This is a genomic window from Scytonema sp. NUACC21, from assembly GCF_054684315.1.
Genome location: NZ_BAAFZH010000077.1, coordinates 40,324 through 53,223 on the forward strand (window position 1 = coordinate 40,324; position 12,900 = coordinate 53,223).

At 42.3% G+C, this 12,900-nt stretch carries 7 protein-coding genes and 2 pseudogenes; 5 read left to right on the top strand and 4 right to left on the bottom strand.

The window, feature by feature from the left end; genetic code table 11:
- Nucleotides 1-215 precede the first annotated feature (215 nt).
- The gene (locus tag ACYRY3_RS16285; protein ID WP_460202725.1) at nt 216-1,373 is read left to right on the top strand and encodes an HhoA/HhoB/HtrA family serine endopeptidase; all 1,158 of its coding nucleotides are present in this window, start codon (nt 216-218) and stop codon (nt 1,371-1,373) included.
- A gap of 128 nt (nt 1,374-1,501) precedes the next feature.
- Nucleotides 1,502-2,035, top strand: coding sequence for a peptide deformylase (gene def / locus ACYRY3_RS16290; RefSeq protein WP_460202676.1), 534 nt, complete (start codon nt 1,502-1,504; stop codon nt 2,033-2,035).
- An 83-nt stretch (nt 2,036-2,118) separates the two neighbouring features.
- Here def and ACYRY3_RS16295 read toward each other — a convergent pair whose 3' ends face one another.
- The 3 genes and pseudogenes from ACYRY3_RS16295 to ACYRY3_RS16305 form a co-directional block, all read right to left on the bottom strand.
- On the bottom strand, nt 2,119-3,447 hold the full coding sequence (locus tag ACYRY3_RS16295; protein WP_460202677.1) for a glycosyltransferase family 4 protein: 1,329 nt from the start codon (nt 3,445-3,447) through the stop codon (nt 2,119-2,121).
- A gap of 681 nt (nt 3,448-4,128) precedes the next feature.
- A pseudogene (locus ACYRY3_RS16300) lies at nt 4,129-4,470 on the bottom strand (tRNA-dihydrouridine synthase); the annotation flags it as partial.
- Nucleotides 4,471-4,938 (bottom strand): annotated as a pseudogene (locus ACYRY3_RS16305) (sigma-70 factor domain-containing protein); the annotation flags it as partial.
- 1,008 nt (nt 4,939-5,946) lie between these two features.
- Here ACYRY3_RS16305 and priA point away from each other — a divergent pair.
- The 3 genes from priA (at nt 5,947) to ACYRY3_RS16320 (ending at nt 11,131) form a co-directional block, all read left to right on the top strand.
- Nucleotides 5,947-8,706 (top strand): primosomal protein N', encoded by a 2,760-nt coding sequence (priA, locus tag ACYRY3_RS16310; RefSeq protein ID WP_460202726.1) that lies wholly within the window; start codon nt 5,947-5,949, stop codon nt 8,704-8,706.
- A 529-nt stretch (nt 8,707-9,235) separates the two neighbouring features.
- Nucleotides 9,236-10,717 (top strand): CIA30 family protein, encoded by a 1,482-nt coding sequence (locus tag ACYRY3_RS16315; protein ID WP_460202678.1) that lies wholly within the window; start codon nt 9,236-9,238, stop codon nt 10,715-10,717.
- Nucleotides 10,718-10,783: 66 nt separating this feature from the next.
- The gene (locus ACYRY3_RS16320) at nt 10,784-11,131 is read left to right on the top strand and encodes a hypothetical protein (RefSeq protein WP_460202679.1); all 348 of its coding nucleotides are present in this window, start codon (nt 10,784-10,786) and stop codon (nt 11,129-11,131) included.
- A 562-nt stretch (nt 11,132-11,693) separates the two neighbouring features.
- Here ACYRY3_RS16320 and ACYRY3_RS16325 read toward each other — a convergent pair.
- Complete coding sequence (locus ACYRY3_RS16325) at nt 11,694-12,491, bottom strand: hypothetical protein (protein WP_460202680.1); 798 nt, start codon at nt 12,489-12,491, stop codon at nt 11,694-11,696.
- Between the last annotated feature and the right edge of the window lie 409 nt (nt 12,492-12,900).

Here is a 12,900-nt window from a genome sequence, read left to right on the forward strand (position 1 = left end):
ACTGATTCCCAAGGAGAAGATAAAGACTGATGAAGACTCAATACCATGAATTTCAACCCGAAAGAAAACACGGAGACCCGAGGACTTTGGGACAGGTCTACTTGGAAAATCTCTCCGCGTCGCCCTATCTCCCCGTCCCGGCGTCACTAAAGGGGTATTTACCTCAAGGTCGGTCAGTAACTGGTATTTCGCTCCTACTTCTGTGTAGCATACTAATGGGAGGGCTTGGGGGTTGTTCTATACCTGCTGTGACTGTAGAGGCGAAAAAACCTGAAGCAGAATCACAAACCCAAGCTCAAAGACCAAATGACACTCCTGCCCCAAATATTGCATCGGGGATTTTCTCGTCTAATAATAATCCTAACTTCGTTGTAGGCGTGGTCCAAAGGGTAGGACCTGCCGTAGTTCGCATTGATGCTTCCAGAACAATTGCCCAGCAGTTACCCGAAGAATTCAACGACCCATTTTTCCGACGGTTCTTTGGCGACGCGGTACCATCAGAACCAAGACAACGAGTGGAACGGGGAAGCGGCTCTGGGTTTATTATTAACTCCGAAGGTCAAATTTTAACCAATTCTCACGTGGTTAATGGTGCTGACAGCGTAACAGTCAAATTAAAAGATGGTCGTGAATTTAAAGGACGGGTCCTTGGCGAAGACCCAGTGACGGATGTGGCAGTTATTAAGATAGATGCTGGCAAATTACCATCAGTGTCTCTTGGTAACTCGGAAACTTTGCAACCAGGAGAAGCCGTCATTGCGATCGGCAATCCTTTGGGTTTGGACAATACCGTGACTTCGGGAATTCTCAGTGCTACAGGGCGTTCTAGCAGTGACATCGGCGCAACCGATAAGCGAGTAGATTACATTCAAACCGATGCTGCAATCAATCCCGGTAACTCTGGTGGTCCATTATTGAATGCTCGTGGCGAAGTCATTGGTATGAACACGGCTATTATTCGAGGTGCCCAAGGGTTGGGATTTGCGATTCCCATTAATACAGCCCAGCGAATAGCGCAGGAATTGATTGCCAAAGGAAAAGTGGATCATCCTTATTTAGGGGTTCAGATGGTGACTTTGACACCGGAACTTAAAGAAAGAATTAATTCTGGATCTGAGATTGGTATTGCTGCTACTCAAGGAGTATTATTAGTTGATATTGTGCCTCGTTCCCCAGCCGCCGCAGCAGGGCTCAGACAAGGTGATGTTATTCAAGGTATTAATAACCAACCAGTTACGAAAATAGAAGACGTACAGAAAATAGTAGAAAATAGCAAGATTGGGGTTCCAATACAAATACAAGTGCAACGTGGTGGGCAAACGACACAAATAGCAGTTCGTCCTGCACCGTTACCCGTTCGCCGCGACAGTTAAGAGTTGGGTATAGTTGAGATTGGTAGCAAGACTAGAAGTCGCGCCTACCCAAACAAAGCCCGCACAAGCGGGCTGTAAAATATTTATAGTTACCAATAACAAATGACAAAGGACTAAGGACAAATGATATGTCTGAAATACTTCCAATCATTCAATTAGGCGATCCCATATTGCGGCAAAAAGCTTCCTTCATTGATAATATTCATGATGAGCGTATTCAGAAACTTATAGATGATTTAATAGAAACAGTTGCTCGGGCAAATGGTGTGGGGATCGCTGCGCCTCAGGTAGCGGAAAAATTACGTTTGTTTATTGTGGCATCCCGCCCCAATCCCAGATATCCCCATGCTCCAGAAATGGCACCAACGGCAATGATAAATCCTAAAATCATTGCACATTCTACTGAAATTGTGAAAGGCTGGGAAGGTTGTTTGTGTGTACCTGGAATTCGGGGCTTAGTTCCCAGGTATCAAGCAATAGAAGTAGAATACACGGATCGAACTGGAAAGCTACACAGGCAAGAACTTACAGATTTTGTTGCTCGTATTTTTCAACACGAGTATGACCATCTTGATGGTGTCATTTTTCTTGATAGACTGGAGAGCACTTTAGACATAATCACCGAGCAGGAGTACCAAAAACAGATAGTTCAAAATACTTAATAAGTAGTAGAGCATTAACTAACCTACTAAGAATAAAAAAGAACTCGAGTGATAATTAATGACCAATGGCTAACTGAACTCTGTTAACGAGAAACTCCAACATTTCTGTTGTGTCTTTCTAGAAAATCATGATTGACTGATTCGCTAGAATTAACAGTTGGCAAGAGGGGTAAATTTGGTTCTTGAGTTGCCACAACTCTCGAAAATAAAGCATCGTATTCTTTTAAAGCCTGCTCAAAAGAATAACGTTCAACTGCAAATTGTCTGCCCTTATAACCTAGCTGAGTTGCAATAGCAGGATTATGGTACAGATGTATCACAGCCTTTGCTAGAGCATCTGGTGATTCTGGGCTTACCACTATACCACCGCCACTTTCTTGTACTGCCCGCGCTGCTGTCCCCGTAGCAGGAACACTAGCCAATATCGGGCGACCAGACGCCAACAATAGGGGAATTTTAGAAGGCATATTGAAAGAAATGACATTATGCTTTTGCACAATTAACCCAATATCCGCTGCTGCCAACATTTCCGGCAGTGTCTCCCGTGGCTGTAATGGCAACAGCAAAACATTATTTGCCTTAGCTGCCAAACAATATTTATTTAACCTCTGTAGGGCTTTAGATTCACCTACAATGACAAAAACAATTTCTGGGATGTGGCACAAAGAAGCTGCTGCTTCGATGACTGTTTCCAAACCTTGCGTCAGCGCAATATTGCCGGAATACATCACCACAAATTTTCCTTCAAGCTCATGGCTAGCCCGAAAAGAGTTGTTTTCTTTTGGTAAGGGGCGGATGAAATTAACATTGACCCAGTTGGGAATACAAACAATTTTCTGGATGGGTACTCCCTTATTAACCAAATTTTCTAAAAAACCATTAGCAATGACACTGATTGTGTGTGCGTTTCGATATGCAAATTTCTCTAAAGCTTCTAGGGCACGAATCATGAATTTGTTTTTCAGTAGCCCAACGCGAACAGCCGCCTCTGGAAGAATATCTTGTACGTTCAGCACTATTGGGCAGTTATACAGCCATCCAAGTAGACTTGCTGGTAATGACACCAATAACGGTGGAACTGTTAGAAGAATGATATCGGGTTTCCAGCCATTTAAGGCTTGCGGTATACTTGTAAACACAAAACTTAATTCTAGTAACAGTCGATCCAATAAGTTAGGTTTGGATTTGATGCGTAAATAACAACGCTGGATGGTAACGCCATTTTTTTGTTCTGTTACATACCACTTTCCCCGATAAGCTGGATAAATTTCTCGCTGCGGGTAATTAGGCATACCCGTAATCACCCGCACTTGATGACCTTGATTAACTAGCCCCTCTGCTAATTCTGTCATCAACGGCGCTATTCCAATCGGTTCTGGATAGTAGTTGTAGGAGTAAATTAGAATGTGCATTATTTGTCAGTCTATGTTGGGTTTACTGGAAATCAACATCTAGTTTTACTCATGATTATGGCGTGCATCCTCATTATTAGTACGTGTGAGCCAAGTTAATTCCATACTTGAAAATGGAAAGAAGACAGAGCGATCGCACTCTACTCTCTTTGCACAGTACTATTACGTAAAGAATTTTTAATCTACACAACGGTCTATTTGTAAAATACCCCAGTTTTAGGTTTCATCCGTAAAATTTTGCGATCGCGTAGGCTAAAACAAGTATAAATAAAACTTAATTAAGTTGGTTTTCACAACTTAATTCTTGATTTCGACCTAGTAGATTCACGAAAAATGCTAACATCACCTACAGCAGTAAGTTACATTACTCAAGCTTTTTTCACTAAATCTTTACAGTGTGCTTTTTTTAATCAAATAACTAGAGCAGGCTGATTAAACGCAAGATTCTGCTTGTCAAAACCCGGTTTTGTAAACACGATTGGGTTTTCATGTCTTAGTTTTTTTATGTTGACCGACTTAGATTTTGAAAATTACTTTATTGATTATGAAGTTTAATATAAAAATCCTATTTAATTTTTGGACAAAGATGTTTCGCGCAGTCCCCACCTAAAAATACTCCACCATATTCAATTGGTGGGCGGTGCCCACCCCACGTCTACGTCTTTTGGTAATGCAAATTTCTCATGCTAGAGAGAAATGAGTTTCCACTGCTTCCTCAGGCTCATATCCGTGAGTTAACTGTTCAATGGCGCGGTCAATTAAATCCACACCTTGTTCAACTGATTCAATCACACTCAGTTGTCCGCGCAAGTCAGCAGCACCAGCAAAGCCCTTTGCATACCAAGTCATATGCTTGCGTGCTTGACGCACACCCCTGATGCCCTTGTATTCGTACAAAGCTTGTAAGTGTTCCCTAGCGCATTCCAAACGCTCAATTGGGGTAGGAGGTGCCAGTAGTTCGCCAGTTTTTAAGAAGTAATCAATTTCTCCCACCAAAAACGGATAACCTAAAGTTCCACGAGAACGTTTCGCTACCCGACCTTGATATAGGCGATTTTCCAGTTGTTTTTCTGTCATCCCTAAGTGGGATGCTACGATTGATTTCCCAGCTTGATATTCCAGTTGGTTACTTAAAGAAGCTTGTAATTCTCTAAATTCTTCTAAAAATCTAACTCGACGCGCTAATTCTACCTCTTCGTCTGGCTTTAACAACGGGTAACGCGCCATTTCTTTAAAAAACGCACCCACAGCATCGTCATATTCGGTTTTGTTATAGCCCGAAGGACGCGCCGCCGCCATACCATCTCCATCGCGGTCTTGGGATTCTAAATTGTCTGTAATTGAGGCATCTTCTTCTATTACTGCATCTACTACTGCATCTAAGTTAAATGTTAATTCTTCATTATCAGCAGCAGTTTCAATAATTTCGATGGTGCCTAATTCAGCAATATTCATGGTTTCCATTAGGGATTGTTGCTCTGTTTGGTACATAGGTACATAGTTTAGTGATAGTGACAGCTGCTTGAAGATGTTTGTTCGCTTGTTCCGGGAACAGAGGCACTGCTTGGGGTTTTAAGTGCCAAAGACAAATGCTTTACCAGAATTTACATTTTTGGAGAAAGTGGAGTACCTACTTGTCATTGCCAGAATTTCTCTCTTTGGTTAATAAAGTGTTTTAAGCTGATGACTCTAGGAAGAATCTAAATAATAGGTAGGGAGCAAAGCTGAAGTAGGAAGAAATAGGGAACATTGGCATAAAAGCTGCTAAATGGATTCGCAACGCTTCTTTCATACTTCATCTTTAACACTTTAACCTTGAGTTGGCTTCATCTTTTGGTTACAATTAGATACTTTTTTCAATCCCACTCAATCGTTCCACCATATAGATATCCCGTCAGTCTGCTGACATATATCTTCCTCATTTTTTCTTAAATAGAAAATATTTCAAACCCCCCTCAATTAAAATTTCCTTATCTTAACAAATATAAAAACTTCATCTATCATGCTCCAAATCTTAAATATTCATATAATTTTCTAAACTCATTGACTTTTTATGCATTGGTAGTCACTTAAAAATATCTGAATTTTTGTTGTCGGGCTATGGAACGCTGTTAGCTTTGCCCAGATGCTACCAATTTGAGTGGTAAAAACTTTAGCAATGTCTTCTCCTGATAAAGGATCTCACAGACTCCAAGGGTTGAATATCTATCAATAGGTGGAAAAGGCTTCCTTCCCATTTAGTATCCAGAGAAAATCAAGCGAAAAAAGTTGAAATTGCCTAGTTTTATCGAAAGTGGCATCCAGTGATTTATCGCTATCTAAAGTTGAGATGAATTTATCTACCGGATTACATAAGAGGAAAGTTATCAAGTATTATGTCTTATGACAGTATTGCCAATTACATTTTTGATAAAGGGTGGCAAACAGTTAGAGTTAGTTGGCAAGGTTAAGATAGACAAACGACTTTTGAAATTATCTACTCTCTCCCCGCACAAACATATGTATATGAATGGCGTCACTTTGCTCCCCGTGATGGTTGCCGAACCAAGCGAATCCTATCAATCAGGAACAAATAGGAATCGTTTGATAGAAGTGCTGGTGGATTGCCCATCTGGAGCCGAGTTCTACACTTACCGATTGCCAGAGCGATTGGAAGTGAAACCAGGAGATATTTTAAGTGTGCCATTCGGTTCCCAAGTGTTAGGAGGGGTTGCCATTCGTTTTCTAACACAACCCCCAACAGATATACCACCCGAAAAGATTCGAGATGTAGAAGATGTGGTCAGCACAGGGTTTTTTCCCTCAACTTATGCGGAACTTTTGAATCGAGTTGCAACCTACTACTTTACGCGCCTGGGTGAAACATTCCGTATGGCGTTACCACCAGGATTATTGGGGCGATCGCAACGTCGGATTCGCTTAACTGTAGCTGGGGCGGCGGTTCCTACCAACACGAACGCCATCGTAGAGCCAAACCCTATCTACATCAACAGTCCGATTCTGACTTTTACCACTGTACCAAAGCCTTATTCTTTCCTGATTCATTTTTATCTACTCAAGATTCTTGAGAATAACTACTTGGTGGTTACGTTGACTTTATTAATCTTTCAAGGGTCAGTTGGTAAAATCAGCAATAAAACTGCCGATCGGATATTGCAACTTCTTCAGACACAAACAGATGGGGACTACAGCTTTGTACATCTTCAGCGCCAAGTTCAAGGAGCCCATAAAGGATTAAGAGAATTGTTGCGACGAGGTTTGGTAGAAAGTTATTTAGAACCCCCACGAGCAATTCGACCAAAGTATGAAAAAGCAGTGACTTTAGTGGGAAATCTCTTCGATCGCGACTTAACCACTCGCCAAAGAGAGATTTTGGAAGTGCTGAGAAGGCGTGGAGGGGAGTTGTGGCAAACTGAATTACTGCAAATTTGTAATGCGAGTCCATCGATCCTCAAAACGTTAGAACAAAAGGGCTACGTTGTCATCGAAGAAAGGGAAGTACTGCGAACAGAGAGTTCCTCTACGGCAGGGGGGATGCTAACAACACAGCAAACCAAGATATTAACACCAGCTCAATCAAAAGCGCTAGAGGTGATTACTCGTTTAGATGGATATGCTAAAGTACTATTACATGGAGTCACGGGTTCTGGAAAAACGGAAGTTTATTTGCAGGCGATCGCGCCTCTGTTGGCTCAAGGAAAATCAGCCATTGTCCTAGTACCAGAAATTGGACTCACCCCTCAGTTAACTGACCGATTCCGCGAGCGTTTTGGAAATAAAGTGAGCGTTTACCATAGCGCCCTCTCAGCAGGGGAACGTTACGACACCTGGCGGTTGATGTTAACAGGAGAACCCCAAATCGTTATCGGAACGCGAAGTGCCATTTTTGCCCCTTTGTCAAACCTAGGTTTAATCATCCTAGATGAAGAACACGACAGCAGTTTCAAGCAAGATTCTCCCATTCCCACTTACCATGCCCGAACGGTAGCCCAATGGCGAGCAGAATTAGAAAATTGTCCCTTAATTCTCGGTTCGGCAACCCCCTCGCTAGAAAGTTGGGTAAGCATCCAGGAAAAAGAAACAAGGGTACAAGGAGAAATTTTCCCGCACAGCCCCCAACCCCAGAGGGAACCCCTAGCCCCCACAGCCCCCAAGCCTCCCCTTTCCTTGTCCTCCTACTACCTCTCCCTCCCGGAACGTATCAACTCCCGCCCATTACCACCAGTGGAAGTTGTGGATATGCGGCAAGAATTGCGAGAGGGAAACCGATCTATATTTAGTCGTTCTTTGCAAGAGGCTTTACAAGAACTTCAAGAACGACGACAACAAGGAATTTTATTTATTCATCGCCGGGGACACAGTACTTTTGTCTCATGCCGAAATTGTGGATATGTTATGGAGTGCCCTCACTGTGATGTTTCCCTGGCATATCACTATACAGAAGAAGGTGCCCCACAAGTCCTGAGATGTCACTACTGTAACTATGCGCGATCGCATCCACGAAACTGTCCGGAATGCAGTTCTCCCTATCTGAAATATTTCGGTAGCGGTACCCAAAAAGTAGAGCAGGAATTAACAAAACAATTTCCCGAACTGCGCTGTATTCGCTTTGATAGCGATACTACCAGAACTAAGGGCGCACACCGTAACTTGCTTACCCAATTTATCAATGGTGAAGCAGACTTGTTGGTAGGTACGCAAATGCTGACCAAAGGGTTGGATTTGCCGCAAGTGACACTCGTGGGTGTTGTTGCTGCTGATGGACTGCTCCATTTCTCAGACTACCGCACTAGCGAACGAGCATTTCAAACCCTGACTCAGGTTGCTGGACGGGCTGGCAGAGGAGAAGATCTGGGGAGAGTCATCCTCCAAACTTACACTCCAGAGCATCCCGTGATTGAAGCAGTAAAGACCCACGACTATGAGTCTTTCGTAAATGCAGAATTAGAACAACGGCAAGCGTTAAATTATCCCCCCTATGGAAGGTTAATTTTACTGCGTTTAAGCAGCACTGACCCAATTCAGGTGGAGAATACAGCACAAGCTATCGCAGCAGGATTGCCGAAACAAGAAGGGCTGGATATTTTGGGACCAGCACCAGCAAATGTTTTACGGGTAGCCAATCGTTACCGCTGGCAAATACTAGTCAAGTTTGCTCCTGAAGCACTGCCATATTTACCAGACTGGGAAGAAGTGCGTAAACTTTGTCACCAGTCCGTTAGTTTAACAATTGATGTTGACCCACTTAATATGATGTGATTACACTCGTTGTATAGAATTTTTAATTTAGCTTAGGGTAGGCAATGTCCACCAAATACTTAAGGTGGGCACGGCTGACCCTACAATCTATTTTACCGATTACGGATTTCGGTATTGTAAAACTTCGTTCATAACATAATCAAACATAGTCATTTTTAATTATTTATTTTTTTGGTGCATCGAGTTGTGCTATCCAGGCTCGAACAATATCTGAAGCTGATACACCTCTTGCTTGACGCCATTCTAATTGCCTTAAAAGTTCCGCGAACGAAGTAGCAGTTATCTATTATAGAAAGCTATGTCTGCCTATATTTGGCTATCCGGAACTAAACTATTGCTATTAACTGGGTTATCTTTATTGTATGTGGTGGTATTCTCTTCTCTAAAAGCAGGATAGACAACCAATTATCACAAATTGTTCTGATGCTGTTAACAGTTACTGCTGTCTCTTACAAAATTGACAGCCTGCGAAGCAGCGAAGCAAAAAGAACTAGAAACGGAGGTTTCTAAACTTAGTTCAAATACCCTTATGGCTGATAACAATCGCTCTCAATGGGACTTAGGCAGGTTTATCGAAACCCTGACCTACTTTGAGGTTATTCCTTTCCTCAACTGGATACAAGATTTATTTCAGGGTCGCTCCAGTCATAATGAAGACAGACCTGATGGAGCAAAACAAGTGGGCGTTATATTAGTAGCTGGTGCAACGGGTGGTCTTGGTAAACGTGTGGTGCAACAACTCCTCGAACGGGGTTATAAAGTGCGATCGCTAGTTCGAGATATCGATAAAGCGAGGTCAATTCTCAGCCATGATACTGAATTAGTTGTTGCAGATATTACTCAAACAGACACTCTGACTCCCCTTGTCATGGCTAACATCAAAGCCGTAATATGCTGTACTGCCGTGCGCGTACAACCTGTAGAAGGAGACACGTCAGAACGTAATAAATATTATCAAGGCGTGAAATTTTACCAACCAGAGATTGTTGGCGATACCCCAGAAAACGTCGAATACCAAGGTGTGAAAAACTTGGTAGAGGCTGCAGCAAAATATCTGCCAAAAGCAGGTGAACGGGTGTTATTTGATTTCACAAATCCATCTACAGAACTAAAAAATATCTGGGGCGCGGTCGATGACGTGGTAATGGGCGGGGTTAGCCAAAGTAATATTCAATTAGTAGAAGGTACAGCTTTGTTCGCTGGCTTCGTTTCAACTGCCAACTCGGGAGGATTCGCATCTGTCAGAACCAAAAATTTCACACCTCCAATCAATGTGTCCGACTACAAAGGTATAGAACTGCGCCTGCGAGGTGATGGCAAACGTTATAAATTTCTCCTGCGTACAGAGTCACAATGGGATGGCGTTGCTTATAGCTATTCTTTTGATACGGAAGCAAACACTTGGATAAACGTCCCCATTCCCTTTGCAGATATGACTGCAGTTTTTCGTGCGAAAACGGTCAAAGATTATCAGCCTATTGACGCTAGTAAAATTTGCTCATTTCAGCTAATGTTGAGCAAGTTTGAATACGACGGTGAATTAAACCCCAATTTTTCCCCCGGTGGTTTCTCCCTACAGGTAGAATCAATCAAGGCTTATGGTGGAACTGTCTTGCCACAGTTTGTCCTTGTGAGTTCAGCAGGCGTCACTCGTCCCGGAAGACCTGGAATTAATTTAGATGAAGAACCGCCTGCAGTTAGATTAAATGACCAATTAGGGGGGATTTTAACATGGAAATTAAAGGGAGAAGATAGTATAAGGCAGAGTGAAATTCCTTATACAATTATCAGACCATGTGCCTTAACTGAGGAACCAGGGGGTAAAGAGTTTATCCTTGCCCAAGGCGATAATATCAAAGGAAAAATCAGCCGTGAGGATGTGGCTAAGCTTTGTGTAGAAGTGCTAGAACAAAGTCAAGCGTGTAATACTACCTTTGAAGTAAAAGAGAGAGAAAAGAATGCTAGTTCTATTGACTGGCAAAATCTATTTTCTCGGCTGCAATCTGACTAAAATCACCCAACAGTTATCAGTAGCAGTGGTAACTGATAACTGATAACTGATGACTGGAATAAAGCGATGAAACGTATCTGGCTGGTGGTATCAGCACTATTTTTAGGAATCTTAATCTGGGGTGGAATATTGTCTAATACTGCAACATCCCAGCAATTCGATTCCCGCGTCTCGAACTTAGAAGCGGATTTGAACCGTTTGGAAACTAGGGTTATCCGTATAGAATCACTACTGAGTCAAAATCGCCGGATACCTCCAACCCAAACCCCACCATCATCATCATCGCGTTCCAGAACAACTTTGCCGCTACAGGATCGAGAGCGTATGTTCGATAGGCTAGCCACACTGGTAGTAGAACTGAAGCAGCAGGTTAATCAATTAGAAGGGCGAGTGGCAAAATTGGAGAAACGTTAAGCAGGTTGGTACAAATAAAGTTAACTAGTTTAAAGTTGTTATTTGTCATTTGTCACTTGTCATTGGTAAGTTAGCTGGCAATACCCATCCTGTGAAATCTATATATACCGCTTACAGGAGCGTGGAGTTGTGTTACTTGATAACTTATGTACTAAGTTATCTATTTTCCCTGGTCAGAACTAGCAATTTACTTGAATATAAAGGTGACGGTATCGAGTGTTTATCACAACTAAACTTAGGCAGCCGTTCACAAGAAAAATATCATCAATTCACCATTCAATCTCAATATACAAGTATGAGCAAGAAGTCGGACATCAAACGGGCATATCAATTAGCAGCAGAGATGACACATATTTTAGTTGTTACTTTAAGCACAGACAAAAACCGAAAGAACAAAAAATCTGTAACTAAGCGAAAAAATGAGAAGTAGGTCAACAGGAAAAAACGCCATTTTTATGGTACGGGGAGACGCCCGTACCACATTCCTGGAGAATTTATTTATGAGAAATTCCTAACTCTTTATTAATAAAAAGAACTAATCCCTAATGATAAAGGAAGGCTTTTATCTGCCATCTACTACTACCCGAATTTGCTTGCGGGGACAGCGCCAAGGCTGTGCAACTCCTGTCCCAACATAGACACAACCTTCGGCTCGCATTGCATCGTCAGAGACATTATTTGGCTTGTAAAATCGCCAACGCCCTTTGTCATCTGGTCCCGATACTGCTCGCAATGTACGCGTTTCAGATGAACCTCTATCGTATCGATCATCGTAACGACCGCCCCAATCGCGCTCAGAAACTTCTACACGAATTCTCTGACTGGGACAACGCCAAGGTATTTGTGTACCAACATTAACACAACCTTCGGCTCTCATCGCGTCGTCAGAAACATTATTTGGCTTGTAGAATCGCCAACGTCCTTGGTCATCAGGTCCCGATACTGCTCGCAACCTGCGCGTGTAAGACCCACCTCTGTCATATCGGTCCTCATAGCGATCTCTACCATATCGATCGTCGTAGCGATCGCGATCGCTATAATCTCGCTGGAAAATTTCTACTCGAATTTGGTCGCGGGGACAGCGCCAAGGCTGAGCATTTCTTCTCCCAACATAAACACAACCCTGTGCTTGCATTTCGTCATCCGAGACATCACTTGGTTTGTTAAATCGCCAACGTCCTTTGTCATCCGGTCCCGATACTGCTCGCAGTGTACGTCTTTCCCTGTACCTCTGAGATATTAGCACAGGTGACTCCAGCGGTTTCACTTCTTCTGCTGAGACAATTGGTTCGTGTATTCCAACTGTTGCAACAGACACAAGCAAAGCTACAGATAAAGCAGAAATTCGCTCGATATTCATTTTACTCTACTTTCGCAACGTTTTCTTCTTGCACTAACGTTATTTGCTCGCTTTTTGGCTGCAACAATCCCAGGATGTTCCTGCTTAAGATAAAAAAGGATTTCACTATGTAGGATGACTGAATAATTACCAAATTAGTTCCTTATTTCATTATTATTTTCCAGAGTAAATCAGCACCATAAAGGTAACAAAAAGATAAGATTTTATGCATATTTGAATATTTTTGTCAACTTTTTATGCTCAAAACTTAGTAACAATTTATATAAAGAAGCGTCATACCAAATACTAACGCTTGTAACCAAATCAGTATCTCGCTCGGCTCTAACCATAGTCTTTAAAGCATTGAATTGAAGGTAGTTCTTTAAGATTATAGGAACGATGCGGGAGACAAATCGTCCGATTGGGTGTA